Consider the following 25,386-nt stretch of genomic DNA (forward strand, 5'->3'; position numbering starts at 1 on the left):
GTTTGCACTTCTCTCATTGTGCCGCACAGGATGGATGGCATGGATCAGGATTCCTGGGATGTCATCATCGTCGGCGGCGGGCCCGCCGGCCTGTCGGCCGCGCTACTGCTCGGGCGGTCACGCCGACGTGTACTCGTGATCGACGCGGGCAGCCCTCGCAACCGTTTCGCGGCGCACGTGCACGGCATCCTCGGCAACGAGGACATCCGACCGGCAGACCTCGTCGCCCGCGGTCGCGCCGAAGCCGCAGAGTACGGTGTCGAGTTCGCGAGCGGCACTATCGAGCGCGTCGAACGGACAGCGGACATCCTGCGCGTCACCGACGTCGATGGCACCGAACGCACTGCGCGGGCGATGATCGTTGCCACCGGCATCCGCGATGACCTTCCCGCAATCCCGGGATTGGCCGAGCGCTGGGGCAGCACCGTGTTGCACTGTCCTTACTGCCATGGCTGGGAGGTGCGCGATCAACACCTGGGTGTCCTGGCCTTCCCGCCCGGCGGCCTGCACCAGGCAGAACTCATCCGCCAGTGGAGCGACCGCGTGACGGTCTTCACCGCAGGAATGACGCCGATCGCACCCGAGGTCGAGCAGCGGCTACGCTCGCGCGGCGTCGTTCTCGAGGCCGCACCCGTCACGGCGATCGTCGGCAACGGGACAGCGATCGAGGCCGTGCGTCTCGATGACGGACGCGACGTCGCCATCGATGCGGTCTTCACCGCCGGCGCACCTCGACCCCACGACGGCTTCCTGGCACCACTCGGTCTGGACCGCACCGAAGGACCCTTCGGCTCATTCCTCACGGTGGATTTCGCGGGAAGGGCCAGCGACGATCGCATCTGGGCAGTCGGCAACGTCGTCAACCCCACCGCGAACGTGCCCATGTCGATCGGTGCGGGTGCGCTCACCGGAGGCGCCGTCAACGGAGCCCTCGTCGGTTGGGACTTCGACCGCGCCATGCAGGTTGAGGTCGCCGCGACGGGTTCGTGATGCGAGAACATCCGACCGGGGGAGGTTGCTCAGCGTCCGGACTCGCGGATGAGCCGCTTGAAGGTCGCGTACGCGGGCTTCGGGGTGTAGTCGTCTCGCAGGATGCCGTACTGGTGGAAGAGGTCGCTGTCGCTGCTGTCAGCATCGCGGAGGCCGAACAGACCGTAGTGCGACACGTTGCAGGTTCCTCGAAGCTCCGAAATAGCGCCGATGATCGCCTCGAGCACCTCGCCCTGGTCTTCGGGTGAGCGCACGCGCCCCGTCATCGGGTTGACGCCGGTGGGCCATCCGTTCTCCGTGACGCGGATCGCCACGGTGGATGCCAGACCCAGGTCGTCCAGCCGCGCGTGCAGCGCGGAGAGATTGGCTTCGACTGCCCCAGGGAGTTCGGCGACCGGGACCGGTACTTCGTCGAAGACGTCGACGTAGAAGTTGTGGCCGACGAAGTCGACGGCTCCGCGGAAGTCCTCGTCAGCCGTCTGCGCGAGCGTGTCCCAGAATCTCGGGACCGACACGGGGCTCTCCGGCACCGATCCGAACCCGACCTCCACATCGAGGCCGAGCTCGGTGATCTCGGCCTTCGCGGCGATCACTCCGCGGGTGAGGGCTTCGTAGATGTAGGTCTTGGATCCCTCCATGAAGGTGAGATTGGGCTCGTTGGTGATCTGCACGGACGAGAGCACGGGGCCGTGCGTACGGATGATCCGCCGGATGAACTCGAGCCAGCTCTCGATCTGAAGTTCCTGATCCGCCGCAGCAGTCCAGTCGCCGCATCCGATGACGACATCACCGAGCAAGCCGTTGCGGGCGTACAGGTCGGCGTTCGCCGACATCCTGTCTTCCCACTCGGGTGTGTAGATCAGGTAGGTGCGTGGAATGAGGGTCCGATCTCCGCGGAGCTCGGCCAAGGCCGCACTGATCTTGTCGAAGTCGTCGGCAGGTCCATCGGCCACCCCGAACGGCGTGCCTGCGACATGAAGCGGATAGATACCGAAGGTGAGCTTGGTCGCGGTCATCGGAACCAGTATTCAACACGCTCGACGGGGGAGCACGTCAGAGCGTGAGCCCGTTCTCCAGGTGCCCGATCGCCTCGTCGATCAACGGCGGCATCTCGGCATCGGGATCACCGGCCGCCTCCACCAGCACGGCGAGCATCGCCCCGATGAGCGCCCCCGAGACGGTGCGCACGGCGAAGTCGTCCGCCGCGCGTCCCGCGCGCTCCGCTATCGCCACGGACAGCACTTCCATCGCCTGGGCGAGCTGGTCGAGCATCGCGCCACGCAATGCCGGCACGCCCGCCACCAACGCGAGCCGCTCGCGCTGGTCCTCGCGCTGCTGCTCAGAGAGGCTCGCGAAGAACTCCTTCAGAGCCATCCGCATCGCGGTGACGGCTCCGAGCTCCGCCGGCTGGGCGTAATAGGCCGCAACGATCAGCGGGTCGTAGTCGTCGAAGAGCACCACCGACTCCTTGGTCGGGAAGTAGCGGAAGAACGTGCTCTCCGACACCTCTGCGGCGTCGATGATCTGATCGATCGTGGTCGCGTCGTAGCCCTGCTCGGTGAACAACCTCAGCGCGTGGCTCTGAATGGATGCCCGTGTGCGCGCTTTCTTCCGCTCGCGCAGCCCAGGCCGGGCATCCGCGCCGCCGGCACTGACAGCGACGTTCTCAGGACTCGACGACGGCATCCGGCACCTTTCGCGTCGCGGTCGCGCGGCCGTCCCGTGATGGCCGCGGCAGAATCACCACTGCCATGATGGCCCCGACAACCGCGATGCCGGCGGACACCAGCAGCGACACGCTCATGCCCTGGCTGAACGCGGTGCGCACGGCATCGGCGAGAGCAGGGGAGTGCAGCTCGGCGGCGACCTTGGCGCCCGCATAGACGCTGGACTTCGCGACCGCCAGGAGCGAGGCGGGAGTATCCGTCTGATGCACCGCACCACCTGCTTGCCACAGCGAGACGAGCCGTGCGGAATACACCGCAGCCACCACGCTCCCCAGAATCGCGGTGCCCAGCGGCGCGCTCGTCTTCTGCAGCGCCTGCACAACGCCGGAGCCGACGCCGCTGCGCTCTGCGGTGAGCCGCGACAACGCCGCCGAGGTGGCGGAGGTGAGACCGAGACCCGCGCCGGCGCAGACCACGGCCATCCAGGTCGCGATGAACCAGACATCCGAATCGGCCGTCGTCAGCGAGCCGACCCACGACCCGACGGCGATGATGATGAACCCGATCGTGACGGCGGCCCTGAACCCGAGCGCCGCGACCACCTTTCCGGCGGGCAGGGCTCCGACGAGCATTCCGCCGACGAACGGAAGCAGCCGCAGACCGGAGGCGAAGACGTCCACCCCCTGAACTGCCTGGAAGAACTGCGGCATGACGAAGAGCAGGCCCACCATGCCCATCCCCGCGACGCCGGCCAACACGGCGCCACCGGTGAACGCGCGAGATCGGAACAGCCTGACGTCGATGAGCGGCGTTCCGCCTCGGCGGGTCATCCGCGTCTCCCAGAGGGCGAAGCCGACGAGCACGACCACCCCGCCGGCCAGGCAGGCGATCGCCGTGACGTCACCCCAGCCGTGTTGCCCCGCCTCGATGATGCCGTAGGTGAAGACGACGAGCCCGGCGACGGAGGCGAGGATGCCCACCACATCGATTCTCGGGCGGTCGGTCGCACGTGACTCAGGAATCAGCAGCCACGCGGCCAGCAGGCCGACCAGCACCACGGGCACGTTCAGCAGGAAGACCCAGCCCCACCAGAGGTTGGCGAGCATCCATCCGCCGAGGATCGGGCCCAGCGGCAGCGAAAGGAAGTTCGCGGCAGAGAACACGCCGACCGCTCGTGGTCGCTCCGCCTCGTCGAAGAAGACGGTGAGCGCGGAGAGCGCCATGACGGCGACGCCCGCACCGGCCACGCCCATGATCAGCCGCGCCGCGAGGAACACCGCCGGGGTGTGCGCGAGCGCGCACAGCGCTGAGCCGGCGCCGAACGCGGCGAGCGAGATCAGCAGGACCCTCTTTCGACCGAAGCGGTCCCCGAGCAGGCCGGCAGGCAGAACGGATGCCGCGAGCATGAGCAGGTATCCGGAGGAGAACCATTCGAGCTCGGACTCGGTGGCGTGCAGCGATCCCGCCAGCGTCGGCAATGCGATCGAGAGCACGGTGCCGTCGAGGCCGACGGCGAGCACGCTCAGGCTCACGGCGCCGAGCGCCCACCAGCGGCGTCGTGATCGGGACTGGTCTCGAAGTTCGGTGGCGTTCTGCTGAATGGTCATGGTGGTCACCTCCATTTAGATGGTAACCACTTTATGATGGTAACTGTCACATTCTGATCGAACATTGTTTGAGTGCGTCCGGCCGCAAACGAACCTGTCCACGAGCCGTGGGTTCGCTAAGCTGTGGCGCATCCCATCAGAGAGCGCTCTCTGAGGCATGTTCACTGCTGCCGTACCCAATCGACGCACCGCTGGACCGCGCCGATCGACGACAGTGTGCGCCTCTCGGAGCCCGAGGCGAAGGCGGCTCGTGACAAGCTCAGCAGCATCATTCTCCCGACGGTCCTTTCTGGGTGCAGCGGGATCCGTCGCGGTCGGCGGGCTTACGGCGATGACCCTGGCCGGCTGCACGACCGGCGACCAGACTCCGAGTCCGACGTCGTCGGCATGGAAGCCTCCTGCCACGCCGCTGCGGTTCCCGAAGGGGTATCTGTGGGGCGTCGCAACTGCCGCCTATCAGGTCGAAGGCGCGTGGAATGTCGACGGTCGCGGACCCTCGATCTGGGACACGTACACACACGCGGCCTCGAACCCGATTCCGGGTGCTGCGACGGGCGATGTCGCCGCCGACTACTACCACCGCTGGCGGTCCGACCTCGAGTTGGTCTCTCGGCTCGGCGTCGGTGCATACCGGTTCTCGATCGCGTGGCCGCGCATCCAGCCGACCGGTTCCGGCGCGGTCAACCAGAAGGGCCTTGACTTCTACAAGGGAGTCATCGACGCTCTCGCCGAGCGCGGCATCCGCCCGGCCATCACGATGTACCACTGGGATCTGCCGCAGCCGCTGCAGGATGCCGGAGGCTGGCCATCCCGCGACGTCGCGAGCCGATTCGCGGACTACGCCGGCATCTTCTTCGACGCGTTCAAGGATGTCGAGGCCGATTGGCTCACCATCAACGAGCCGAAGACCACCGCGTTCAACGGTTATTGGAACGGCACCAACGCTCCAGGGGTGATGGATCCCAATCAGGCCGCCGCAGCAGTGCACCATCAGCTGCTCGGTCACGGCCTCGCCGTGCAGGCATGGAAGGCGAGCGGCGCGAAGGGTCGGATCGGACCCGTGCTCAACCTCACCCCGCTCACTCCCAGCGGAGACGGTGCGGAAGTCCCGACGAAGAACATGGATGCGGTGCAGAACCGGCTCTTTCTCGACCCGGTGTTGAAGGGCAGCTATCCCACCGACGCGATCGGCACCGCGAACGGGCAGCTTCCCGCCGACCCGGACACGTTCCATGCGCTCATCCACGACGGAGACCTGAAGACCATCTCGTCGCCGATCGGCGTGCTCGGTGTGAACTACTACGGTGTGGCGGGCGTGGACCTGAACGGCCAGTGGGTGACGATCCACCCGACATCCAAGGCGCCGTGGCAGCAGATCTGGGCGCCAGGGCTGTACGACATCCTCACGCGAGTGGCGAACGACTATCCCAAAGTGCCGATCCTGCTCACCGAGAACGGCATCCCCGACTCCGCAGACCAGCAAGGCCTCGACGACGTGCAGCGCGTCGACTACCTGCGCAGCCACATGCAGCAGGCGGCGAGGGCCATCGAGGCCGGAGTACCGCTCGAGGGCCAGTTCGTGTGGGCGCTTCTCGACGACTTCGAGTGGGAGTCGGGATACACGCTGCAGTTCGGTCTGACGCGCGTGGACTTCCACACCCTGGAGCGCACACCGAAGAAGAGCTTCGATTGGTACGCGAAGACGGTCAAGGCCAACGCGGTCTCACCGAAGGGGTAAGGTCTCGCTCCACGGCGCGGGCGATCAGCTCGGCACCTTGGCGAACGCGCGCACGGGTGAGGTGCCGAAGCGTTCGATCTTGAGCGGGACGGCCGTGAAGGTGGCACCGGTGGCAGGCAGGGCCGCCAGACCCGTGAGATGTTCGACGATATGGATGCCGGCGGCGAGCAAGACCGTGTGCGCCGGCCGCTCGCCCTGCGCCTCAGCCGAGGTGTCGTCGATGTTTATCGAGTCGATTCCGACCAGCCCGACTCCCTGCTCGGCGAGGTAGGCGACGCCGTCCTCCCGGAGGAACGGCGCGCGATCTTCGTACGCGGGCGTGCCGAAGTGGCGGTCCCACCCCGTGTGCAGCAGCACGGCTTTGCCGCGCACGTCTCGGTCGTAGAAGACCGACGCAGGGATGCCTCGCCCGGTCGCATCGGCGAGGTGGAAGACCTCAGCGGGAACGTCAACGACGCTGTCGAGCTCGACTGAGGACAGATCGGAGCCGTCTTCGTAGCGGTGGAAAGGTGTATCCAGGTAGGTGCCCGTATTCCCGGCCATGGAAATGACGTCGATGGCGAAGGTCGTCCCCGGCGCATACCGCTGAACGGCCTCCTCGCGGGTCAGGTGGGGCGTGATGATCGGCGCCGGTATTCCCGGCAGTGTGATGAGTCCTTCACGAATGGTGTGGCTGAGGTCGACGAGGCGGTAGCCGGCGTCTGCGGGCGGCGGCGTCTGTTCAGCCATGCCGCGACTGCCCTTGTGCGGTTCGGCGACGATCTCGAACCGGTCGAAGCGGACTTCGCCGACGAGCGCGAGCCCGAGGTGCTGCACCAGCAGGCGCGCGACGTCCTCTTCGGAGACCTGCCGATCAGGGATGTCGAGCCGGAACCCCTCTGCGGTGAGGCTTCCGCCGTTCACGAAGACGATCTGGACGTCGAAGACCGCGCGGTACTCGTGCATAGGGCGATTCTGTCAGGCGTGCTTCCGCGGTCGGACCGGCGTAAACGGATTCCGGGTGGGCTCCCGCCCCACGGGACCCATATGTCGGTGTCCCCGGCGCACACGGCACCGGGGACACCGACGTACTTGCTACTCCGCGACGAAGGCGAGGAGGTCCTGGTCGAGCTCCTTCTGGTAGTCGCCCCAGATGCCGTGCGAGCGGCCCTCGTACTCCTTCAGGGTGCCGTGCTTCACGAGGTTGATCGCCTTGCGGGCGGCATCTGCTATCGGCACGATCTGGTCGTCGGTACCGTGCGCAATGAAGATCGGCACGTCGAGCGCCTTCAGATCCTCGGTGAGGTCCGTCTCCGAGAATGCCTTGACGCAGTCGTATGCGCCCGCGATTCCGGCCATCTGACTCTGGCGCCAGAAGTCGTAGACGAGTCCCTTCGACTCGGTGACGCCATCCCGGTTGAATCCATAGAACGGCTGGGCCAGGTCGAACCAGAAGGTCGACTTGTCGCCGGCGACGCTCGCGCGGATGTCGTCGAACGCCTCGATCGGCAGACCGTCGGGGTTGCTGTCGCTCTTCACCATGACCGGGTTGATCGCACCAGCGGTGAACACCTTGCGCACACGGCCGTCGGCGTAGTTCGCCGCGAACTTCACCGCCTCGCCGCCGCCCGTGGAGTGACCGACGGCGACGGCATCCTGTAGATCGAGGTGAGCGTAGAGCTCGCTGAGGTCGCGCGCGTACGTGTCGAGGTCGTTGCCCGAGTAGGTGTCGGTCGAACGGCCGTGCCCGCGACGGTCATGAGCGATCGCGCGGAAGCCGTTGTCGGCCAGAAGCTTGAGCTCGGTCGACCACGCATCCGAGCTCAGCGGCCAGCCGTGACTGAACGTGACCGGACGGCCTTGACCGTAGTCGACGTAGTAGATCTCCGTACCGTCAGGCGTCGTGAAGCGAGGCATCGTTTCCCCTTCCAATGAGAACGCGACTCACAGTACAGCGGCGCGCGCGAGGCATGGATGAACATTCCGCGACCCCGGCTACGCGGCGTCGGAGGCCTCCGTGTCGGGCGGGAACTCCGCCGGGTACGGCTGCCCGAAGTCGGCCGAACGTGACACGGCGCTCCAGCGCTCGTCGTCATCCAGGAGCCTGCGGTCGAGGGCGACCGACATCTCCGTGGCAGTTGCGCCGAGCGGCAGGTGCTCAGGGATGTCCGACCGTTTGGCAACCGCGACCAGGATCTCAGCGGCTCTGTCCGGGTCACCGGCCGCACCTTCGGTGCTCTGCCGCAACCGACGGTTGACCATTCCTACGGTCTGCTCGTACTGCTCCGGGATCTCGCGGATCTCCATCGACGACCCCGCCCAGTCGGTGCGGAAGCCGCTCGGCTCCACGACGAGAACCTTGACGCCGAACGGCGCGGTCTCGACTCGCAGCACCCGGCTGAAGCCATCGATCGCGAACTTCGCCGCCTGGTACGAGGCGATGCCCGGCGACCCTCCGACCCTGCCGCCGACGGACGAGAACTGGATGACCAGGCCGCCTCCCCGCGCGCGGAGCAGCGGGATCGCCGCCTTCGACACGTTGTAGACGCCCCAGAAGTTGGTCTCGAACTGCGTGCGGAAGTCGTTGTCGTCGGTCGTCTCGATGGGGGAGACGTTGGCGTAGCCGGCGTTGTTGACGATCACGTCGACGCGGCCGAAGTGCTCGTGCGCCGTCGACAACGCTTGCTGGGCCTCGCTCGCGTCGGTGACATCGAGGCGCAGCGGCAGGATGCGGTCGCCGTATTCGGCGACCAAGTCGTCGAGCTGTTCGGGGCGTCGCGCCGTCGCAGCGACGCTGTCACCCGCCTTCAGCGCGGCGACGACGAGGGAGCGGCCGAAGCCGCGTGAGGAACCGGTGATGAACCATGTCTGTTGCATGTCATTAATAAAACACGGTTGTACTAACTTACGCAACCCTGTTGCGGTAAACTCGCAGCATGAGCACGAGCACTGACTTCCAGCGCGCCCGGTCGCCAGAGGCGAAGGCAGCGCGCGAAGAGGCGATCCTGAATGCCGCCCGCTCGCTGGGAAAGCGTGAGAGCATCCGGTCGGTCACGCTCACCGACATCGCCGAGGCCGTCGGGATGCACAAGTCGGCGATGCTGCGGTACTTCGAGACCAGGGAGGAGATCTTCCTGCGCCTCACCGCCGAGGGATGGCGCGAGTGGGCGCCGGCTCTCGTCCAGGCTCTGCACTCCGCACACACTCCGGCCGAGGTTGCCGCTGCCTATGCCGGCACGTTGGCCGCCCGTGGCCCGTTCTGCGACCTGCTCGCACAAGCCCCGCTCAACCTGGAGCGCAACGTCTCGATCGACGCCGTGCGCACCTTCAAGCTCACGACCGGTCACTACCTCCAGCAGCTCAGTGAAGCGACCCGAGCCTCGCTCCCCGCTCTGACCGAGCAGGACGTCGTCGACCTGGTGGGCACCGCGACGTCGCTCGCCGGGACGTTCTGGCAGATCTCCAACCCACCGCCAGAGGTCGCGGAGCTCTACCGATCCGAGCCGAGGATGGCCCATGCGCTCATCGACCTGGAGCCGCGACTGCGGCGCATCCTGACCGCCTACCTCTCAGGGGTGACGGCCGCCGCGGGGGAGGCGTCCGCCGGCAGCTGGCTTCCGGATGGCTCTGAGGCGCCCGGTCTCAGTCCGCAGGGCTCGCGTCGGTTCTGAAGATCGGCCATCCGACCTCGGTGCGCCAGCTCGCCTCGTCGTCGGTCTCGGCGGGGCCGACGAGGTAGTACTCGCGCAGCGGTCCGTCGACGCCCAGCGCGTGCCGCGTGACGTACGCGGCAAGCGCGCCGTATGCACGATCGATCTCCGACGGAGCGCCCTCATGGATGACGGTCGCGAGCTCGATGCCTGGGATGGTGATCTCCGTGATGCGACCTACCTCGCGGATCGGTTGTTCGACCGGGAAGAACAAGACCGCGCGGCCGCGTTCGTGGGTGAAGAGCTCGCCGTCGAAGACCCCGCCTGCGGTAGCGGGCTCGCGTCCCTGGGCGCGCAACGTCGCCCCAAGTTCGCCGAGTGCGCCTTGCCACCACGACGAAGCATCGTGCGCGTCGACGATCTCGCTGATCGCCGCCGCCGCGGTCGCCGGAACAGTCCGATGGCGAATCGGCATCTCGGCGGCGGCCGGCGTTCCGAGCAGGTCTCTCAGCGAAGCGACCGCGGCCTGCGTCGTCGCAAGCTGGTCCTGCAGTCGCTGCAGGTGGGCGTTGATGAGGCGGTCACGGGTCTCGAGATCGGGTGCCGCGACGACGGCGCCGATGTCGGGCAGCGGCATGTCGAGCGACCGGAATCGGCGGATGACCTGCGCGGTCGGGATCTGCTCGATCGCGTAATAGCGATAGCCGGTGTCGGTGTCGACCCGCGCCGGCACGAGGAGCCCGATGCGGTGGTAATGACGCAACGTCTTCACGCTCAGATGCGTGGCGCGGGCGAAGTCGCCGATCGACAGAACGGAGTCCATGACCTCCAGTCTGTGCTCTCCCCGTGGGGGAGAGTCGAGCCAGGCAGACGTCTTGACTCTCCCGTGATGGAAGCCGGGATGGTGGTTCCAGGGGTCAACGGATCCCTTTCCACGCACTCATGACAAGGACATCCCATGACCACCGAGCTCTCCGGCGTGATCGCCGAGCACATCGCCGCCGTCAACGCCTCCGACATCGACGCGATCGTCGCCACTTTTGCCCATGACGCTTACGTGAACGACAACAAGCGTGAGTTCGCCGGCATCGACCGCATCCGCGCCTGGATCGAACGCGAGATCGTCGGCGATCGGATCACCATCGACGTCACCGAGGTCATCGACCACTACGGCGACACCATCGTGCGGGGTCGCTACGACGGCGACTTCGACAAGACGAACCTTCCTGACGAGCTGATCCTGTCGAACTATTTCGGCGTGCGCGACGGAAAGATCGTCAGCCTCATCGTCGTCTTCAATCAGCCCGCTGCTTACTGAGCCTGCTCAGGGCAGCACGAACGCCTCGAGTGCGGCGAGTCGCTCGTCGGGTGTTCCGGTGAGCTCCGCCACCCTGAGGTGCGATCCGACGATATCCGGATCGTCGAGCAGGTCGAGAAGCGCATCGTTCATGGCGGCGCGCAGTTCGAGATATTCGTCGGTTGCGGGGTAGATCGGGTCGCTCGCCGTGAGAGGGAGCACGACCAGCACATCGATCGTGCGCAGGGCCGCCGCGGTTCGCGCGATGGCGCCTCCGAGGAATCCGTCGTCGAGGTGCATTCCGGTGAGCTCGGCGAGGCCGAGAAGGTAGGCCAGAAAGTCGAGGGGCCCGCGCTCCGCGATCAGATCGCTGCCGTGGTCCTCGCTCGTCAGCCGCTCAGCAGAGATGCGCAGCTGCACGGCGAACAATGCGGCATCCGGCGCGTCGTCGGCTTCGTCCACGAGCTCGAACGGGTCGGGCAGCACCTCGAACTCCGGATGTCGCAGCCTGAAGTCGGAGATCAGGGTGCTCTTGCCGCTGGCATGGGTTCCCGACACGACGATGCGCACGGGCAGAGGATACCGCGGGCTACGCGGGGAGGTGCATGCTGTACGCGCCGGGATGATCGTGGTCGACCAGGTCCAGGTATTCCGGGTTGCGCTCGATGAAGTCCGCCACGACCGGGCAGTAGTTCGTGATGGTCTTTCCGCTCGCCCGAGCGTCGTCGAGAACCGTCCGGACCAGGTCGGTCGCGATGCCCTGCCCGCGGAACTCGGGGAAGACCGACACGGCAAGCAGGACGATCCGGTCGTCGCCGATGAGGTTGTACGTCACCCCTCCGGCCTCGCGGTCGCCCACCGTCGCCTCGTAGACGCCCGCGACCTCGTCGTTGACGATGCGCAGTTCAGCCGTCCGCTCGCCAGAAGGATCGAGGGAAGCGGCTGATAGGACCGACTCGGCGATCGCTCGAAGCTGTGCGGCACCGCTGGTCTCTTCCGGCCTCTTGAGCTCGCATCGCCTGATCGACGAGGCCGGGTGGTCGTGGGCGTAGTCGGGGCGGGGCTGCTGAGGTCTCTGATACGCGCCCTCGCCTCCGTTGCGGCCGCCGTATGGACGCCCGTGGTCCGCGTACTCGTCACGGGCGAACACGAGTCGCCAAGGACCGGCGGTGAAGTACGCCCCGGTGCGAAGCGTGGCCTCCGGGCCGTGGCTGGTGTCGCCGCGGCCGACCATCTGCAGCTCGTACTCGTCGATGGAGTCGTGCGTGATCTTGGCGTGCAGCGGATCGGTGGCACGGAGCACGAGGTCGGAATCGTCGGCCGAACCGACGAGGGTGAGATCGCAATCGATCTCGTGAACGAATCTGCGGTCGTCGCTGGCGACCAGCAGGCGCGGATGCCCTGCGCCCCATGCAGCATGCGTCGTCGTCGGGTGGTAGCCGGCGGACGTCTCTTCAGGATTCGACATGATGCCTCCTGGTGTCGTCTGGTTTCATGCTCCCCCTGCCCATAACAATAGTCAATTAATGGACTGGAAGGTCCTGAACGGTCGAGGGTGGACATCCGCCGCTCCCTCACTCGCCCGGCCTTGAGCGAGGGTGCCTGCCGCCACATCATGGACCAAATAGTCCTTAAAGAGTCGCGAAGTGGAGGTCATCACGCCATCTGGCGGAACAGCGGCGAGACAGAATGGTGCAGTGACCGATCCGAACGACGGTGCAGAGCTCGAGGCGTTGATCGCGGCGATCCCCGAAGGCTGGTCGCGCACGCGGATCGACGGCCAGACGTGGGCGGTGACGCGCACCACGAGGGCCGGTGGAAGGGTCGTCTCCCTCGATGCCGAGCGCCTCGGCAGCGCCGAAGCCCTGGGTGCAAACGTCTGGCTCACCAGCGGTGGCGCGATCCTCAAGCCCTGCGAGATTCCGGCCGAGACGGTGATGACCTTTCTGCGGAAGGCGGCGAGCACGCAACCGGATGACGGTCAGAGCCCCGGGTAGCGCCCTTCAGAGACGCTTCCATGGCCACGATCGACGAAGCGCACGCCAACCGGATGACCGTTCTCGACGATCCAGTAGACGTTGTACTCCGCGCGATACGACGGTGGCCAGAACGACCAGAAGCGACCGTGTTCATCGACTCCCCAGTCTCCGAGCGTGGTCGTGCCGTTCTCCATGAATCGGGTGCGTCCGTCGCCGCTGAAGACCTGCACGGATCCGTCGGTGTACGCGAGCGGCGCTCGAGTCAATGCGTCCCCGATGGCGTTGGGGGCGATGCGATCGCCGTTCGCCACCCCGCTCACGTCGTGTTCCGTCTCGTGCTCAGGCATCCTGGCTCCGTTCGTGCGATGGCCGGCATCCGCCCGACGCGTTTCTCATCGAGCCTGCAATGGCGTGTTCTCTTCCTACCTCAAAGAGGTCGATTTAGTCCAGTATCTGACGATGCCGCATACAGGCCGATGCTGTCGAGGGCGGCCTCGAGCGCTTCCCTGAGCGGGGTGACATCCTGAGCGATCTGAGCGAGCAGCATCCCGCCTTGGAATGCGGCGAGCAGGAGGGTCGCGAGCCGTTCGACGTCTGCCTCGGGGCGTAGGCGACCGCGCTCCTGCAAGCGCCTGAGAGCGTCACGGAAGATCGCGTGCCACTTCGTGAATGCGGCAGCGAGTTCGTCGTGCACGTCGAGGTCGGTCTTGACGATCTCGCTGGCGAGCGACCCGAGGCTGCACCCCAGTCCGCGATCCTGGTGAGCGTAGTAGGCGGCCCATCTACGGAAGTCGTCGAAGTCCTGGAAGTCGTCGAACTGCTCACTCTGGTGGAACCCGAGAACGCGGTCGGCCTGCCACTCGATCACCGCCAGCACGAGGGCTTCCTTGGTGGGGAAGTAGTGGTTGATCTGCGACCCGCTGACTCCGGCCGCCCGGCGCAGCTTCTCATTGTTCGTCGCGTGCACACCCTCCGCATAGATGAGTTCGGCGGCGTGCTCGAGGATTCGCGCGCGCGTGGCCTGGCCCTTCGCCGTGAGCTGGCGGGGCTCGGAAACTGCCGTCGTGGAGGTCATGACGATCACTCTACCAAAAATGGGCTTGACAGCCCACTATCGAATGGTGTTACATCTCAGAAGTGGACGATTTAGACCACAAAATGATCGGCCGTCCGTCGGCTGCTGAGCTCTGGAGTTGATGTCATGTCACGTCTGAACGTTCCCCTCTCCGACGAACTCCCGAGCGACGTGCAGGACACCCTCGACCGGGTCGAGTCGCAGTTCGGCTTCGTGCCGAACATGTTCCAGATGCTCGCGTCGAACCCCGCCGTGCTCGACCTCGTCACGACGGTGCAGGCGAAGGCGAACAGGATTCTGGATGCCAGAACCAGGCACACCATCGCGCTGGCGGTCTCCGAGGCGGACGGCTGCGAGTACTGCCTGGCACTGCACATCGCGGGCTCGCTGAAGGGCGGTCTGTCGGCGGAGGACATCGAACTGGCGAAGGCGGGCAGCTCGGTCGACCCGAAGCGAGCGGCCGTCGCGCGATTCGCCCACCGGGTCATCGACACGCGCGGGCACGTCAGCGACGCCGACCTCGCCGGCGTCCGCGGTGCCGGCTACACGGATCCCCAGATTCTCGGGATCGTCACGCTGGCCGTTCGTGCCCTGCTGACCAACTACCTCAACAACGTCAACCTCACCGATGTCGACATCCCCTCGCCCTTCACCGACGCGGACGCCCCAGCGGTCGCGACGGCCTGAGACATCCCTTCACCCTTCACCACCTCGACTCGACCCAGAAAGCAGAAGACGTCATGGACCTCGACAAGCTCATGAACAAGCACCTCAGCCGTTACTTCGACGGCAGCAAGACCATTCCGGAGGAGACGATCCAGCAGCTGCTGAGGTTCCTGCGCTCGGCTCCCACCTCGACGAACATCCAGCCCAATCACTTCATCGTTCTGTCGACCCGCGAGGGCAAGGAGAAGCTCGCGGCGAACCTCGGCGAGCGCTTCGCCGACAACGGCGAGAAGATCCGCAACGCGTCGCACACGATCATCATGACGACGCGTGCAGACGTGCCCGCCGAGCACCTGAATGCGGTGTTCGCCAAGGAGCGCACCGACGGTCGCTTCCCGGCCGAGGCGAAGCAGGCGCACTGGGAAGAGATGACCCGGGACTTCGTGAATCTGCGCAACTATACGTACAAAGACACCAACCACTGGATGGAGAAGCAGACCTACATGCTGCTGGGCCTGACGATGATGGCGGCAGCCGAGCTCGGCGTCGAGGCCATGCCCCTCGAGGGATTCGACCCGGTCACGGTCGACAAGGCCTTCGACATCCGCAAGACGGGTCACACCACGACAGTGCTGCTCGCGCTGGGCTACCCCGACGAGTCCAAGCAGTACAAGACGCCGATCTCGCGGTTCGAGCCCGAGCAGCTGTTCACGTTCGCCTGATCCTCTCGCCCCGAACAGCCGCAGAACGCAGAACCAACCCGCAGACCAACCACAGCACCACAAGGAGAGATCATGTTCGGACTCGGAGTGCGCGCCCCAAGCGACGCCCTGGAGATCCTCGACCTTCCTGACCCGCGCGAGCCCGGCACCGGCGAGCTCGTGCTCGAGGTCATCGGTGCGGGCATCGGCCCGTGGGATCCGCTGCTGCACACGGGAGGATGGGATGTCGGGCTCGTTCCGCCCGCCGCGCTGGGAGTGGAGGCCGCAGGCCGAGTCGCCCAGGTCGGTCCCGGCGAGCCAGAGTTCCAGGTGGGAGACCTCGTGCTCGTACACGAGGCGCCCCTGCCCGGCGGTAGCGGCACGTGGGCGCAGAAGGTGCTTGTGCGCTCGGCGAGTGTCGCGAGGCTGCCCGAGGAGCTCGCTCCCGCGATCGCTGCGGGACTTCCGGTCGCCGGTCTGACCGCCCTCCAGGCACTCGATGAGCTGGAGGTAGGGACAGGCACACGATTGCTCATCGTCGGGGCATCCGGCCCCACCGCTTCACTCGCGGTGCAGCTCGCCCACCTTCGCGGCGCAGTCGTGGTCGCAGGGGCCGGCCCGTCGCACGCCGACCACCTGCGTGAGCTCGGTGCCGACGAGATCATCGACACTCACGTCAACGGCTGGACGCAACAGGTCGACGGGCGATTCGATGCCGTTCTCAATGCGGTCACCGGATCGTCCGACGCCGCGATCACGCTCGTGATCGATGGGGGACGACTCACCTCCATCACCTCCGACGCCCCCGACTCGGTGCGCGGCATCAGCACGAACAACCTCTACGTGCAGCCGGACGGGCGCGCGCTCGCTGAGCTGGCCGCGCTCCTCGCGTCCGGCGAACTGCACCTCGACGTGCAGACCACGCCGATCAAGGATGGCGTGGCCGTGGCGGACCAGGTGGGCGCAGGTCGCTCGGGAGGGGTCAAGCACGTCCTCGTGTTCTGATTCGCCCGGCGCATGTCGGATCGGGTCGGTGGCGTTCGTAGCAGTGGTGAGGCGGCCCGCGAGGGGCGGCACCAACGCGAGGGAAGCGACCATGAAGCTGACGACCATGACTCAGATCTCCATCGACGGTGTGATGCAGAACAACGGTGTGCCCACCGATGACTACCCGAACGGCTTCGAGCGCGGGGGATGGGCATTCGGAAAAGGGGATGACGACACCAGGGCGCTCATCACGCAGACCTACCAGAACGCCGAGGCGTTCCTGTTCGGTCGGCGCACCTACGAGCTGTTCGCGGGATCCTGGGGCTCGATCGACGAGATGCGCTCCCATCCGATCGGTGTTGCGCTGAACACGACGCCGAAGTATGTCGCCTCGACCACCATCACCGTGCCGGACTGGGAAGGGACCACCGTGCTCGGCGGGGACCTCGAGTCGGCCATCCGCGAGCTCAAGGCTCGGCCGGGAGGCGAGTTGCAGGTGCACGGGAGCGGCGCCCTGATCCGGTGGCTGCTGGAGAAGGATCTGGTCGACGAGATGACGCTGATCGTCATCCCCGTGATCGTCGGCCTGGGTGCGAGGCTGTTTGCAGAGCGCGGTCCGGATGTCGCGCTCGACCTTCTCGAGTCCCGCGTCGACTCGAAGGGCGTCACGATCCAGGTTTTCCGGCCCGCCGGACGACCGCAGTATGCGACGGTGTGAACATGCAGTACTTGGTTTCGGTGATCGACGACAAGGACGATCCCGGCAGCACGGACAGACGGCCGGCCATCAGCGCCTTCAACGAAAGGCTGATGGCCGGTGGCTATTGGGTCTTCGCGGGCGGTCTGGCCGACACCGACGCGGCGACGGTCGTCGACAGTCGTGGCGAGCAGGCGGTGTTCACCGACGGGCCTTTCGTCGAGTCGAAGGAGTACCTCGCGGGCGTCTGGATCTGGGAGGCTCCGGATCTGGACGTCGCGCTCGAGCTCGCCGCGGAGGCGTCCAAGGTCTGCGATCGCAAGATCGAGGTGCGACCGTTCAGTCCATGAGGAAGAACACGCCTCCGAGCTTGGCCGGGTTCATCATCCAGTACTGGCCGTCGATGCCGTCACCGGTCGCGGTGACCGTGAACATGGCGTATGGAACTCCGTCGTAGACGAGAACGGCGGCGGTGAGGCCGTTGGCCTCCACCCAGCGCACCTCGACGAGATCCCACAGCCACACCGAGAACGCCGCGACGAACCGTGCCACCCTTGCGGCGCCCTCGACCGGGATCCTCGACGCGTTGCCGACACCGCCGCCATCGGCGTAGAGCACGATGTCCTCGGCCAGCAGAGACTCGAGGCGCTCGACCTCGCCGGACCGTGCGGCCTCGATGAAGGCGGCGAGGAAGCGGCGCTGCTCGGCCGGCGCGACGCGCGTGCGACCGGGAGAGTCGAGGCGGCGTCTGGCGCGGCGGGCAAGCTGCCGTGCGTTCGCCTCGGTGGTGTCGATGATCGTCGCGATCTCGCTGTAGGGGTAAGCGAACGCCTCGTGCAGCACATACGCCGCCCGCTCGGCCGGTGTGGCCCGCTCCAGCAGGAACAGCACGGCGAGCTGCAGCGTCTCGTCGCCCTCCGCCGACAGCTCCGGATCGGTCCCCGTCGCGATCGGCTCGGGCAGCCACGGCCCGATGTACGTCTCACGGCGTGACCGCGCGGACTGCAGCTCGTTGATGGCCATGCGCGTCGTGGTGGTGGCGAGGAACGCGGCGGGCTCCCGAACGCTCGCGCGGTCGTACTGCTGCCACCGCACCCAGACCTCCTGCACGAGGTCCTCGGCGTCGGCCACGCTCCCGAGCATCCGATACGCGATGCCGAACAGACGCGGCCGCGCCTCGGTGAAGGCCGCGAGGCCGTCGTCGACGGACTCTTCAGCGACCCCGGCCTCGACCTCGTCGGCGCCCCGCCAGAGGCCCAACGGCTCCCGGGGATCGGGCAGAACGTCGAGGTCGATCTTTCTGGTCACGGCACCCTTTCATCGGCGGCAACGATGGCGGTGGCGGCAGTGCGGGACGCATCGTCGTCTCGGCGGTCATGCTAGCCGCCTCTTCCCGTTGTCACGAACGCGCGGGCTGTCCGGTCAGAGCTGGTGACGGCAGCGGATGCACCGCGCCGAAGGAAAGGGAGAGTCATGAACATCGTCGTCATCGGAGGCACAGGCCTGATCGGCTCGAGGGTCGTCGGACTGCTGAACGGACACGGCCACTTCGCTGTCGCGGCGTCGCCGAGCTCCGGCGTGAACACCATCACGGGGGAGGGGCTGCAGCAGGCGTTCGCGGGCGCCGACGTCGTCATCGACGTGACGAACTCACCGTCGTTCGCCGACGACGATGTGCTGAGCTTCTTCACCACGTCGACCCGCAACCAGCTGGAGGCCGAGAAGGCTGCAGGCGTGCGCCACCACGTCGCGCTCTCGATCGTCGGCGCCGAGCAGCTCCCCGACAGCGGATACCTGCGTGCGAAGGTCGCGCAGGAGGAGATCATCCGCGACTCAGGGCAGCCGTTCACGATCGTGCGCGCCACCCAGTTCTACGAGTTCGCCGGCCGCATCGGCGACGAGGCGACAGTCGACGGCGTCGCCCGGCTGAGCACGGGGCTGATGCAGCCCGTCGCGGCTGCCGAGGTCTCCCACGCGGTCGCCAGGGCGGCGGCACGTGAACCGCTCGGCGGCACGATCGAGATCGGCGGACCGGAGAAGCTCGCGCAGGACGAGTTCGTGCGTCGCGCGTTCGTCGCGAACGGCGACCAGCGCACGGTGATCGGTGACCCTGATGCCCCGTACTTCGGCACGCTGCTCACCGGTGACGAGCTGGTTCCCGGACCCGACGCCCAGTTGTCCCGACTGACATTCGAGCAGTGGATGACCGGCCAGAAGTGGCTCGCCGCCCACTCGACTCTCACGAGGTAGCCAGTCAGTACGAAGACGTCGGCCTGCGGGTCGACGTCTTCGTACTGGACGAGAGGTCGGTCATCCGGTGAGACTGATCGACAGGCATCCACGTCAGAAGGAGGACCGCCATGGCTGAGAACTGGTCGGGAGCCGGAACACCCGACGACCCGTGGAACCTGAAGACGCCGCCGCTCTCGTCGTCGTACACGATCTACCGCGATGACACGGTCGAACCCGCACTGCTGATCTGCCAGGTCGGCGGCACGCGACTCACCTATCTCGCGCGCGCGATCGACGACCTGCACGCCATGCTCGTGAGCCACGGCGACTGGATGCCGCTCGGATCCGCCGACGAGCAGAAGGAGCCGGCGGCCGGAACCGTCGAAGCGTGGGGACGCTCAGCGGACAACCCGGTCGGCGGCTGGTACGGCCAGAAGAAGGGGTTGCGAGGACGGTTCGGGATGTACATCCCACCGCTCCTCGAGGCTCTCGGCCTGGTCGAGCTCGAGCACAATGCGCGCAACAACCGCGTGCGTGCGATCGAGCTCGCCGGATGACCTGAACCTGTCAGACCGCGCAGATCACGGATTCGCAACGGGGGTCTTAGAGCGCCCTCAGCGGATTCCGATCCCGTGTTCGGTGGCCGACGCGCACACTGAGCCCGGGGACCGATGGAGCTCGCCCGCAGCTGTGGGATACGAGGCATCCGGAGGAGTCATGCGTGCGATCACCTTCACCAGAAATCCGTTCGACACCGACGCCGGCCGGGACGGCAACGCGGGCGGTTCGCGAGGCACGGCATCCACTCTGCTGCGGATGCTGCTGATTCTCATCGGAGGGCTCGTCGTCACCTGCGTGGTGGCTGCAGCAATGTTGGGCGTCGCCACCCTGATCTGGGGCGGAATGGTCGGCACCCTGGTGCAGCAGCTCGCCGGCGACTGAATCCGTGCGCTCCGGCGCCCTCGCCTGGCTCAACTCCAGAGCGTGAGCTTGCCCGGGTTCATCATGAGGCGCACGTCGGTCACGACGCCGTCGGCCACGTCGAGGGTGACCACGCCGATGATGCGTCCCTCGTCTCGAATCGCGAACCCGAGGCCATCGGGCGTCTCGCGGTCGAGCGCTTCCATGGTCGGGCTCTTCTGCATCGTGCCGAGCACGAAACGGGCCACTCTGTCGGCGCCCTGAACAGGATTGCGTGCGGCGTTGACGATGCCGCCGCCGTCCGAGCGCAGCACCACCTCAGGGTCGAGCACCCTGATGAGGCCGGCGAGATCACCTGTCTGAGCTGCGACCGCGAACGCCTTGACGACCTCGTCGTGCTGGGCGCGGGTCGCACGGCGGCCGCGGTCCTGCTGGACGCGACGGCGAGCGGATGTCGCCAGTCGTCGGCACGCCGCCGGGGTGCGACCCACGACCTCGGCGATCTCGTCGAACGGCACCGCGAACACGTCGTGCAACACGAAGGCGACCCGCTCGGCCGGCGTCATCGACTCCAGTACCACCAGCAAGGCGGTGCTGACAGAGTCGTCGAGCGCGACACGCTCGAGGGGGTCCTCGGCGACCGTCGCCGAGAGGTAGGCGTTGGCCGGGATCGGTTCAGGAAGCCACTGTCCGACGTACTGCTCCCGCCGATGACGGGCGGAATCCAGGATGTTCAGGCAGACACGTCCCGCGACTCTGGTCAACCAAGCTCGCGGCACCTCGACCGCAGCTCGTTCCTCGTCGCTGAGCCTGTACCACCTGATGTATGTCTCCTGCACGGCGTCTTCCGCCTCGGCGACGGTGCCGAGCATGCGGAACGCCAGGGACATCAGATGACGCCGCTCGCCGAGCACCACGTCGTACCGTGCGTCGTGGTCGCTCGCATCGAGGGGCATCGCGGTCATCCTTCTTTCTTCAGAGATCGGGCGGCAGCCTAGCCAACGTGGTCATGCCCGAGGTTCGATGCCGAGTGTCACATTTGGACGGGCTATCCGGTCCTGAAGGGTATGAACAACATTCTCGCCTGGAGCGCGCGGTCCGTCCGGACATCCATCGACGTAGAGAGGGCCGTGCGATGAGGATCGTCGTCGCGGGCGGCACGGGGGAGCTCGGAAGGCACGTGGTCGAAGCGGTGCGTGCCGCGGGGCACCAGCCGGTGCCGATCAGCCGCAGCACCGGGGTGGACCTGGTGACGGGCGCGGGGCTCGTCGAGGCGTTGCGGGACGCGTCCGCGGTCATCGACGCCTCCGCGACGAGCAGCACCTCCACGAAGGGCTCCGTTGCCTTCTTCGGCACGGTCACCCGCAACCTGCTGAAGGCCGAGCGCCAGGCCGAGGTGCCGCATCACGTCGCGATCTCCATCATCGGCGCCGCCGAGGTGAGGGCGAACTACTACGCAGGCAAAGCCCTGCAGGAGGAGATCCTGATGGCGGAGAAGGGCGGCTGGTCGATTCTGCGCACGACCCAGTTCTACGAGTTCGTCAGGCAGGTCATCCACGGCGGCAAGATCGGACCGGTACAGGGTGTGCCGACGATGCGCACGCAGCCGGTCGCCGCCTCCGAGGTCGCGGCCGAGCTCGTCGGGATCGCAACCGGTCCGTCGCGCGGGCTGGAGCCCGACTTCGCCGGACCTCGCGAGGAACGGATGGCAGACCTGGTGCGCCGCTACCTCGCCGCCACCGGGCAGCGTCGGCCCGTGGTGGAATTCCCCTTTCCGGGTGCCTGGGGGCGTTCGCTGCGAGACGGAACGGTGCTGCCGAAGCCGGGCACGCGGCTCGGACGTCAGACTTTCGACGAATGGCTCGCGGCATGACCGTCTTCATCCGGATCGGGCTCGCCATCCTCTTTCTCGACGAGCTCGTCGTCGGTGGATGGAACGCCATCAGCCCCGAGACCTTCTACCGCTACTTTCCGACCGTCGACCTGACGCCGCCGTTCAGCGAGCACTATGCCCGTGATTTCGGCGGTGCGACCCTCGGGATCGCGTTGCTCCTCGGCATCGCGTTCTTCGTGCCGAAGGCGCACTTCGTGATCCCCGCAGCGCTCGCCTACTCGGTGTTCGCCGTGCCGCACTTCTTCTACCACGCGTTACACCTCGAGGGGGCGACGACCGGGCAGGCGATCGCCCTGACCGCCGCGAACGCGGTCGTCGCGCTCCTGGGCATCGCTGTCATCGTCGTCACCGTGGTGCGCGACCGCCGCGCGCGGCGCGACGTCGCGGGCTCGGCGGATGCGGCATAACCAGGCGCACCCCTGATGAAAGGGCACCAACCTACGTGGCACTCAGTACCATGTAGGGATGGAGGACCACTCTGAGGCCAGGACTCCGAGTTCACATGGCATGAATCCTGCGACCCGACGTGTGCCCGACCTCCGGGAGCGTCGGCGGCGCGAGCTGACGAGGACGATCGCGGTCACCGCGGTCGAGCTGTTCGAACGGGACGGTTACGCCGCGACGACCATCGAAGGCATCGCCGCGGCGGTGGGCATCTCGCGCACGACGTTCTTCCGGCACTGTGCGACGAAGGAGGCTGCGGTGCTCGTGGACGACGCAGGGCTCGAGCCCGAGCTCGTCTCCGTAGCGGCGGGTGTCTCTGTGCGACATCCGCTGCGTGATCTCGAAGACGCGTGGGAGCAGATGACCGGCGTGTTCGATTCGGACCGGGATGGCCGCGACCGCTTTCTGCGCGTGCGTCGCCTGATGATCGCCAACCCGCAGCTGCTCGCCGCCGGCCTGGAACGCGAGTCTCGTCTGACCGTGCGGATCGCCGCGACGCTGACCGATCACGCGGGGCTTGCCGCCCTGGACGCGTCGGCCGTCGCGGGGAGCTTCTCGCTGGGCATGCGGGTCTCCTTCGACGAGTGGGTGCGTCGTAGCGACGAGATCGCGGAGGCGCCTTCGTTGCGGGAGGTCTACGCCGAGGCGCGCGCGGCTCTCGCCCGTGCGGCGCGTGGGGAGCCGGGCGTGGTGGACGCTGGGGACATGACAGGCGGGGCAGGAAGGGGAGTCGTGGAAGCCGGGGGAGGCGCGGCATGAGCCGGCAGTTCGACAAGGAGTTCTGGGAAGCCCACTGGAGCGATGGGCACGATGCGTCCGTCGTGCCTCCTCACCCCGCGCTCGACACCGAGATCGCCGCCCTTGATACGGGAACAGCCCTCGACGCGGGTAGCGGCGAGGGTGCTGAGGCTGGGTGGCTCGCCGCACACGGATGGGAGGTCACCGCGGTCGACATCTCCGCTGAGGCGCTGCGTCGGGCAGCCGGGACGGTGGCGCCGCGATCAGGCCACATCTCGTGGGTCGAGGCGGACCTCACATCCTGGCAGCCCGCGACATCCTTCGACCTCGTCACAACGTTCTACGTGCACCCCACGATTCCGCAACTCGCGTTCTACGAGCGCATCGCGACCTGGGTCGCGCCCGGCGGCACCTTGTTGATCGTCGGGCACGGACAGGCGCATGGTCACGCCCATTCCGCAGACGCGGTCACCGATCCCGAGCGCATCCGCTCGGTGCTCGATCCGGCCAGGTGGGACGTGCAGACCGCGGAGGTGCGTGACTGTGAGGTGGGCGAAAGGCACTGGCATCCGGTCACGCTCCGCGACGTGATCGTGCGCGCCAGGAGGCGGTAGCAAGAGCATCTTGTGACTTTCACACGGGATGTCGCCGATACCATCGACACGACATGACCACAGGTGACTCCGCAGCCGGGGCCGAGGGCCACCGAGGCGCCGAGGCCCACTCCGGGGCATCCGCTCTCGCGCGTGGCGTGGCCGCCTCCGTCGCCGCCTCGGTGCTCTTCGGCGTGCTCTTCTTCCTGGCCAGAGAGCTGCGGGTGCTCGACGCCGACGTGTTCTTCGCGTGGCGCGTCATCGCGACGCTTCCCGTGGTCGCCGTGCTCTTCACGGTGTTCGGCGGGTGGCGGGATGTCGGAGCCATCCTCACACGAGTACGACGCGCCCCCGCACTCGTTCTGGTGCTCATCGTCGACGCCCTGCTCCTCGGCGTACAGCTCTGGATCTTCGGCTGGGCACCGCAGACCGGACACGGCCTCGAAGCAGCACTCGGCTACCTGCTGATGCCACTCGTGATGGTCGTGGTCGGGGTCGCGCTGCACAGCGAACGGCTCTCGCTGCTCAGGGTGCTCGCGGTGGCGTGCGCGGTGATCGGGGTGGTCGCGGCGATCGTCGTCGCCGGGGGAGTCGCACTCGTCACCATGGTGGTGGCGCTCGGCTATCCGCTGTACTTCGTGGTGCGTCGGCGCGCGCGGCTGGACACCACGGGTGCGTTCAGCCTCGAGTTGGTCATCCTGCTCCCGATCGCAGTCTGGTTCCTCGTCACCCAACACGGGTTCGCGCCGCTCGTCGCCTCACCATTGCTCATCCTGGGCGTCGCATTGCTCGGGATCGTCAGCGGGGCAGCTCTGAGCCTTTACCTGCACGCGAGCAGCGTGCTGCCCTTCGGTCTTTTCGGCCTGCTCACCTACCTGGAGCCGGTGCTGCTGATCGCCGTCTCCGCACTGCTTCTGGGAGAGCAGCTGACGGTCGCGGACGCATTCGTCTACGGGCCGATCGCGGTCGCACTCGTGCTGCTCGCGATCGAGCCGTTCCGCCGGCCGTCGGTCAGTGCTCGCCCTTGATCACGAAGAACGATCCGCGGATGACCCCCGCCAGCTTCGACTTCTGACGGGCGAACTTGAACGTGTCGGCCAATTCCTCCGGCACCTCCATGCCCTCGGAGAGCTTGAAGCCGACGGCGCGCTTGCCCTGGTCCGCGAGGGTGTACATGACGTTGATCTCGAGTCCGGACTCGTAGAAGACGAAGGCCATGCGGATGCCCTCGACCTCGAATCCGGTCACCTCGAGGGGTTTGGAGGCGATGGCGATGCCACGCTCATCCGACAGGATGCCGGTCACCCAGTCGAGGCTCTCCGCGTCCTCCTCCGCGGGGACGACGGTGAAGACGTGGTCGTACTTGTTCGTGAAGTAGCGCGCCTCGTTCGCGCGCAGCCCTGCAAGGGCATCCGCGACCGGGGACGATTCGAGTCCGACGGTGGAGACGTTCACGAAGTCGACGACGTATGGCACTTGTCCTCCAGGTGATGATGCGACGAGGCAACAGTATCCGACAGCCGTGCCGTGG

The 25,386-nt window shown here is 66.9% G+C and carries 32 protein-coding genes; 18 read left to right on the plus strand and 14 right to left on the minus strand.

The annotated features are described in order from the left end of the window. The first annotated feature begins 39 nt into the window (after positions 1-39). Positions 40-990, plus strand: coding sequence for an NAD(P)/FAD-dependent oxidoreductase (locus ACYVDN_RS02525; RefSeq protein ID WP_460568119.1), 951 nt, complete (start codon positions 40-42; stop codon positions 988-990). A gap of 29 nt (positions 991-1,019) precedes the next feature. Here ACYVDN_RS02525 and ACYVDN_RS02530 read toward each other — a convergent pair whose 3' ends face one another. The 3 genes from ACYVDN_RS02530 to ACYVDN_RS02540 are packed head-to-tail and all read right to left on the minus strand — an operon-like array spanning position 1,020 to position 4,264. Further along, complete coding sequence (locus tag ACYVDN_RS02530) at positions 1,020-2,006, minus strand: hypothetical protein (protein WP_460568121.1); 987 nt, start codon at positions 2,004-2,006, stop codon at positions 1,020-1,022. A gap of 37 nt (positions 2,007-2,043) precedes the next feature. Further along, complete coding sequence (locus ACYVDN_RS02535; protein WP_460568123.1) at positions 2,044-2,676, minus strand: TetR/AcrR family transcriptional regulator; 633 nt, start codon at positions 2,674-2,676, stop codon at positions 2,044-2,046. After that, the gene (locus tag ACYVDN_RS02540; protein WP_460568125.1) at positions 2,657-4,264 is read right to left on the minus strand and encodes an efflux MFS transporter permease; all 1,608 of its coding nucleotides are present in this window, start codon (positions 4,262-4,264) and stop codon (positions 2,657-2,659) included. The genes ACYVDN_RS02535 and ACYVDN_RS02540 overlap by 20 nt, the downstream gene beginning before the upstream one ends. 250 nt (positions 4,265-4,514) lie before the next feature. Between ACYVDN_RS02540 and ACYVDN_RS02545 the strand changes: the two genes are divergently transcribed. After that, positions 4,515-6,002 carry a GH1 family beta-glucosidase gene (locus ACYVDN_RS02545; RefSeq protein ID WP_460568127.1) on the plus strand — a complete coding sequence of 496 codons (1,488 nt, stop codon included), beginning with the start codon at positions 4,515-4,517 and terminating at the stop codon, positions 6,000-6,002. A gap of 24 nt (positions 6,003-6,026) precedes the next feature. Here ACYVDN_RS02545 and ACYVDN_RS02550 read toward each other — a convergent pair whose 3' ends face one another. From ACYVDN_RS02550 to ACYVDN_RS02560, 3 genes are all read right to left on the minus strand, one after another. Then, the gene (locus ACYVDN_RS02550) at positions 6,027-6,947 is read right to left on the minus strand and encodes a cyclase family protein (protein WP_460568129.1); all 921 of its coding nucleotides are present in this window, start codon (positions 6,945-6,947) and stop codon (positions 6,027-6,029) included. A 129-nt stretch (positions 6,948-7,076) separates the two neighbouring features. Then, complete coding sequence (locus ACYVDN_RS02555) at positions 7,077-7,898, minus strand: alpha/beta fold hydrolase (protein WP_460568131.1); 822 nt, start codon at positions 7,896-7,898, stop codon at positions 7,077-7,079. 78 nt (positions 7,899-7,976) lie between these two features. Beyond that, positions 7,977-8,858, minus strand: a complete 882-nt coding sequence (locus ACYVDN_RS02560) for an SDR family NAD(P)-dependent oxidoreductase (protein WP_460568133.1) — start codon at positions 8,856-8,858, stop codon at positions 7,977-7,979. A 59-nt stretch (positions 8,859-8,917) separates the two neighbouring features. Between ACYVDN_RS02560 and ACYVDN_RS02565 the strand changes: the two genes are divergently transcribed. Further along, on the plus strand, positions 8,918-9,652 hold the full coding sequence (locus ACYVDN_RS02565; RefSeq protein ID WP_460568135.1) for a TetR/AcrR family transcriptional regulator: 735 nt from the start codon (positions 8,918-8,920) through the stop codon (positions 9,650-9,652). On the opposite strand, the gene ACYVDN_RS02570 is transcribed toward ACYVDN_RS02565, so the two are convergent. Beyond that, a complete protein-coding gene (locus ACYVDN_RS02570) occupies positions 9,624-10,454 on the minus strand; it encodes a MerR family transcriptional regulator (RefSeq protein WP_460568137.1) in 831 nt (276 codons plus the stop codon). The genes ACYVDN_RS02565 and ACYVDN_RS02570 overlap by 29 nt on opposite strands. Before the next feature lie 135 nt (positions 10,455-10,589). Here ACYVDN_RS02570 and ACYVDN_RS02575 point away from each other — a divergent pair, with 135 nt between their 5' ends. Next, complete coding sequence (locus ACYVDN_RS02575) at positions 10,590-10,949, plus strand: nuclear transport factor 2 family protein (protein WP_460568139.1); 360 nt, start codon at positions 10,590-10,592, stop codon at positions 10,947-10,949. A gap of 6 nt (positions 10,950-10,955) precedes the next feature. Here the strand turns inward: ACYVDN_RS02575 and ACYVDN_RS02580 are convergent, their stop codons facing one another. Together ACYVDN_RS02580 and ACYVDN_RS02585 are read right to left on the minus strand one after the other, a co-directional pair. Then, positions 10,956-11,498 carry an AAA family ATPase gene (locus ACYVDN_RS02580; protein ID WP_460568141.1) on the minus strand — a complete coding sequence of 181 codons (543 nt, stop codon included), beginning with the start codon at positions 11,496-11,498 and terminating at the stop codon, positions 10,956-10,958. Positions 11,499-11,517: 19 nt separating this feature from the next. After that, positions 11,518-12,396: a GNAT family N-acetyltransferase gene (locus ACYVDN_RS02585; RefSeq protein WP_460568143.1), complete on the minus strand. Its 879-nt coding sequence runs from the start codon at positions 12,394-12,396 to the stop codon at positions 11,518-11,520. Positions 12,397-12,625: 229 nt separating this feature from the next. On the opposite strand from ACYVDN_RS02585, the gene ACYVDN_RS02590 reads away from it, so the two are divergent. Then, a complete protein-coding gene (locus tag ACYVDN_RS02590; RefSeq protein ID WP_460568145.1) occupies positions 12,626-12,925 on the plus strand; it encodes a hypothetical protein in 300 nt (99 codons plus the stop codon). On the opposite strand, the gene ACYVDN_RS02595 is transcribed toward ACYVDN_RS02590, so the two are convergent. Next, a complete protein-coding gene (locus ACYVDN_RS02595) occupies positions 12,910-13,254 on the minus strand; it encodes a hypothetical protein (protein ID WP_460568147.1) in 345 nt (114 codons plus the stop codon). The genes ACYVDN_RS02590 and ACYVDN_RS02595 overlap by 16 nt on opposite strands. Before the next feature lie 80 nt (positions 13,255-13,334). Next, positions 13,335-13,982, minus strand: coding sequence for a TetR/AcrR family transcriptional regulator (locus tag ACYVDN_RS02600; protein ID WP_460568149.1), 648 nt, complete (start codon positions 13,980-13,982; stop codon positions 13,335-13,337). 126 nt (positions 13,983-14,108) lie between these two features. On the opposite strand from ACYVDN_RS02600, the gene ACYVDN_RS02605 reads away from it, so the two are divergent. The 5 genes from ACYVDN_RS02605 to ACYVDN_RS02625 all read left to right on the plus strand — a co-directional run bounded on the left by ACYVDN_RS02605 (position 14,109) and on the right by ACYVDN_RS02625 (position 17,383). Beyond that, the gene (locus ACYVDN_RS02605; protein ID WP_460568151.1) at positions 14,109-14,669 is read left to right on the plus strand and encodes a carboxymuconolactone decarboxylase family protein; all 561 of its coding nucleotides are present in this window, start codon (positions 14,109-14,111) and stop codon (positions 14,667-14,669) included. A 53-nt stretch (positions 14,670-14,722) separates the two neighbouring features. Beyond that, positions 14,723-15,370, plus strand: a complete 648-nt coding sequence (locus tag ACYVDN_RS02610) for a nitroreductase family protein (protein ID WP_460568153.1) — start codon at positions 14,723-14,725, stop codon at positions 15,368-15,370. A gap of 72 nt (positions 15,371-15,442) precedes the next feature. Continuing rightward, a complete protein-coding gene (locus tag ACYVDN_RS02615) occupies positions 15,443-16,354 on the plus strand; it encodes an NADP-dependent oxidoreductase (RefSeq protein WP_460568155.1) in 912 nt (303 codons plus the stop codon). Between the two features lie 91 nt (positions 16,355-16,445). Next, positions 16,446-17,054, plus strand: coding sequence for a dihydrofolate reductase family protein (locus ACYVDN_RS02620; protein ID WP_460568156.1), 609 nt, complete (start codon positions 16,446-16,448; stop codon positions 17,052-17,054). A 2-nt stretch (positions 17,055-17,056) separates the two neighbouring features. After that, on the plus strand, positions 17,057-17,383 hold the full coding sequence (locus tag ACYVDN_RS02625; RefSeq protein ID WP_460568158.1) for a YciI family protein: 327 nt from the start codon (positions 17,057-17,059) through the stop codon (positions 17,381-17,383). Here ACYVDN_RS02625 and ACYVDN_RS02630 read toward each other — a convergent pair. Continuing rightward, positions 17,373-18,341 (minus strand): sigma-70 family RNA polymerase sigma factor family protein, encoded by a 969-nt coding sequence (locus ACYVDN_RS02630; protein ID WP_460568160.1) that lies wholly within the window; start codon positions 18,339-18,341, stop codon positions 17,373-17,375. The genes ACYVDN_RS02625 and ACYVDN_RS02630 overlap by 11 nt on opposite strands. Before the next feature lie 165 nt (positions 18,342-18,506). Here ACYVDN_RS02630 and ACYVDN_RS02635 point away from each other — a divergent pair, with 165 nt between their 5' ends. From ACYVDN_RS02635 to ACYVDN_RS02645, 3 genes are all read left to right on the plus strand, one after another. Next, a complete protein-coding gene (locus tag ACYVDN_RS02635; RefSeq protein WP_460568162.1) occupies positions 18,507-19,283 on the plus strand; it encodes an SDR family oxidoreductase in 777 nt (258 codons plus the stop codon). A 110-nt stretch (positions 19,284-19,393) separates the two neighbouring features. Beyond that, on the plus strand, positions 19,394-19,822 hold the full coding sequence (locus ACYVDN_RS02640) for a DUF6855 family protein (RefSeq protein ID WP_460568164.1): 429 nt from the start codon (positions 19,394-19,396) through the stop codon (positions 19,820-19,822). 160 nt (positions 19,823-19,982) lie between these two features. Beyond that, positions 19,983-20,207 (plus strand): hypothetical protein, encoded by a 225-nt coding sequence (locus ACYVDN_RS02645; protein ID WP_460568166.1) that lies wholly within the window; start codon positions 19,983-19,985, stop codon positions 20,205-20,207. 29 nt (positions 20,208-20,236) lie between these two features. On the opposite strand, the gene sigJ is transcribed toward ACYVDN_RS02645, so the two are convergent. Further along, entirely contained in the window at positions 20,237-21,142 is a 906-nt protein-coding gene (sigJ, locus tag ACYVDN_RS02650; protein WP_460568168.1) for a sigma-70 family RNA polymerase sigma factor family protein, read from the minus strand. A gap of 179 nt (positions 21,143-21,321) precedes the next feature. On the opposite strand from sigJ, the gene ACYVDN_RS02655 reads away from it, so the two are divergent. From ACYVDN_RS02655 to rarD, 5 genes are all read left to right on the plus strand, one after another. Then, on the plus strand, positions 21,322-22,059 hold the full coding sequence (locus ACYVDN_RS02655; protein WP_460568170.1) for an SDR family oxidoreductase: 738 nt from the start codon (positions 21,322-21,324) through the stop codon (positions 22,057-22,059). After that, positions 22,056-22,487: a hypothetical protein gene (locus ACYVDN_RS02660; protein WP_460568172.1), complete on the plus strand. Its 432-nt coding sequence runs from the start codon at positions 22,056-22,058 to the stop codon at positions 22,485-22,487. Before ACYVDN_RS02655 ends, ACYVDN_RS02660 begins: the two co-directional genes overlap by 4 nt. 100 nt (positions 22,488-22,587) lie before the next feature. Next, entirely contained in the window at positions 22,588-23,283 is a 696-nt protein-coding gene (locus tag ACYVDN_RS02665) for a TetR/AcrR family transcriptional regulator (RefSeq protein WP_460568174.1), read from the plus strand. Continuing rightward, positions 23,280-23,876: a class I SAM-dependent methyltransferase gene (locus ACYVDN_RS02670; RefSeq protein WP_460568176.1), complete on the plus strand. Its 597-nt coding sequence runs from the start codon at positions 23,280-23,282 to the stop codon at positions 23,874-23,876. Before ACYVDN_RS02665 ends, ACYVDN_RS02670 begins: the two co-directional genes overlap by 4 nt. Before the next feature lie 53 nt (positions 23,877-23,929). Next, positions 23,930-24,883 carry an EamA family transporter gene (rarD, locus tag ACYVDN_RS02675; protein ID WP_460568178.1) on the plus strand — a complete coding sequence of 318 codons (954 nt, stop codon included), beginning with the start codon at positions 23,930-23,932 and terminating at the stop codon, positions 24,881-24,883. Here the strand turns inward: rarD and ACYVDN_RS02680 are convergent. Beyond that, on the minus strand, positions 24,867-25,331 hold the full coding sequence (locus ACYVDN_RS02680) for a phage tail protein (RefSeq protein ID WP_460568180.1): 465 nt from the start codon (positions 25,329-25,331) through the stop codon (positions 24,867-24,869). The two genes, rarD and ACYVDN_RS02680, sit on opposite strands and share 17 nt — an antisense overlap. Positions 25,332-25,386 lie beyond the last annotated feature (55 nt).

Source organism: Humibacter soli (assembly GCF_054779035.1).

Bases quoted from the DNA above. Each gene is read 5' to 3' on its own strand.
- ACYVDN_RS02525 (WP_460568119.1), top strand. From the start codon at position 40: ATGGATCAGGATTCCTGGGATGTCATCATCGTCGGCGGCGGGCCCGCC.
- ACYVDN_RS02530 (WP_460568121.1), bottom strand. From the start codon at position 2,006: ATGACCGCGACCAAGCTCACCTTCGGTATCTATCCGCTTCATGTCGCA.
- ACYVDN_RS02535 (WP_460568123.1), bottom strand. From the start codon at position 2,676: ATGCCGTCGTCGAGTCCTGAGAACGTCGCTGTCAGTGCCGGCGGCGCG.
- ACYVDN_RS02540 (WP_460568125.1), bottom strand. From the start codon at position 4,264: ATGACCATTCAGCAGAACGCCACCGAACTTCGAGACCAGTCCCGATCA.
- ACYVDN_RS02550 (WP_460568129.1), bottom strand. From the start codon at position 6,947: ATGCACGAGTACCGCGCGGTCTTCGACGTCCAGATCGTCTTCGTGAAC.
- ACYVDN_RS02555 (WP_460568131.1), bottom strand. From the start codon at position 7,898: ATGCCTCGCTTCACGACGCCTGACGGTACGGAGATCTACTACGTCGAC.
- ACYVDN_RS02560 (WP_460568133.1), bottom strand. From the start codon at position 8,858: ATGCAACAGACATGGTTCATCACCGGTTCCTCACGCGGCTTCGGCCGC.
- ACYVDN_RS02565 (WP_460568135.1), top strand. From the start codon at position 8,918: ATGAGCACGAGCACTGACTTCCAGCGCGCCCGGTCGCCAGAGGCGAAG.
- ACYVDN_RS02570 (WP_460568137.1), bottom strand. From the start codon at position 10,454: ATGGACTCCGTTCTGTCGATCGGCGACTTCGCCCGCGCCACGCATCTG.
- ACYVDN_RS02575 (WP_460568139.1), top strand. From the start codon at position 10,590: ATGACCACCGAGCTCTCCGGCGTGATCGCCGAGCACATCGCCGCCGTC.
- ACYVDN_RS02585 (WP_460568143.1), bottom strand. From the start codon at position 12,396: ATGTCGAATCCTGAAGAGACGTCCGCCGGCTACCACCCGACGACGACG.
- ACYVDN_RS02595 (WP_460568147.1), bottom strand. From the start codon at position 13,254: ATGCCTGAGCACGAGACGGAACACGACGTGAGCGGGGTGGCGAACGGC.
- ACYVDN_RS02600 (WP_460568149.1), bottom strand. From the start codon at position 13,982: ATGACCTCCACGACGGCAGTTTCCGAGCCCCGCCAGCTCACGGCGAAG.
- ACYVDN_RS02605 (WP_460568151.1), top strand. From the start codon at position 14,109: ATGTCACGTCTGAACGTTCCCCTCTCCGACGAACTCCCGAGCGACGTG.
- ACYVDN_RS02610 (WP_460568153.1), top strand. From the start codon at position 14,723: ATGGACCTCGACAAGCTCATGAACAAGCACCTCAGCCGTTACTTCGAC.
- ACYVDN_RS02615 (WP_460568155.1), top strand. From the start codon at position 15,443: ATGTTCGGACTCGGAGTGCGCGCCCCAAGCGACGCCCTGGAGATCCTC.
- ACYVDN_RS02620 (WP_460568156.1), top strand. From the start codon at position 16,446: ATGAAGCTGACGACCATGACTCAGATCTCCATCGACGGTGTGATGCAG.
- ACYVDN_RS02625 (WP_460568158.1), top strand. From the start codon at position 17,057: ATGCAGTACTTGGTTTCGGTGATCGACGACAAGGACGATCCCGGCAGC.
- ACYVDN_RS02635 (WP_460568162.1), top strand. From the start codon at position 18,507: ATGAACATCGTCGTCATCGGAGGCACAGGCCTGATCGGCTCGAGGGTC.
- ACYVDN_RS02640 (WP_460568164.1), top strand. From the start codon at position 19,394: ATGGCTGAGAACTGGTCGGGAGCCGGAACACCCGACGACCCGTGGAAC.
- ACYVDN_RS02645 (WP_460568166.1), top strand. From the start codon at position 19,983: ATGCGTGCGATCACCTTCACCAGAAATCCGTTCGACACCGACGCCGGC.
- sigJ (WP_460568168.1), bottom strand. From the start codon at position 21,142: ATGCCCCTCGATGCGAGCGACCACGACGCACGGTACGACGTGGTGCTC.
- ACYVDN_RS02655 (WP_460568170.1), top strand. From the start codon at position 21,322: ATGAGGATCGTCGTCGCGGGCGGCACGGGGGAGCTCGGAAGGCACGTG.
- ACYVDN_RS02660 (WP_460568172.1), top strand. From the start codon at position 22,056: ATGACCGTCTTCATCCGGATCGGGCTCGCCATCCTCTTTCTCGACGAG.
- ACYVDN_RS02665 (WP_460568174.1), top strand. From the start codon at position 22,588: ATGAATCCTGCGACCCGACGTGTGCCCGACCTCCGGGAGCGTCGGCGG.
- ACYVDN_RS02670 (WP_460568176.1), top strand. From the start codon at position 23,280: ATGAGCCGGCAGTTCGACAAGGAGTTCTGGGAAGCCCACTGGAGCGAT.
- rarD (WP_460568178.1), top strand. From the start codon at position 23,930: ATGACCACAGGTGACTCCGCAGCCGGGGCCGAGGGCCACCGAGGCGCC.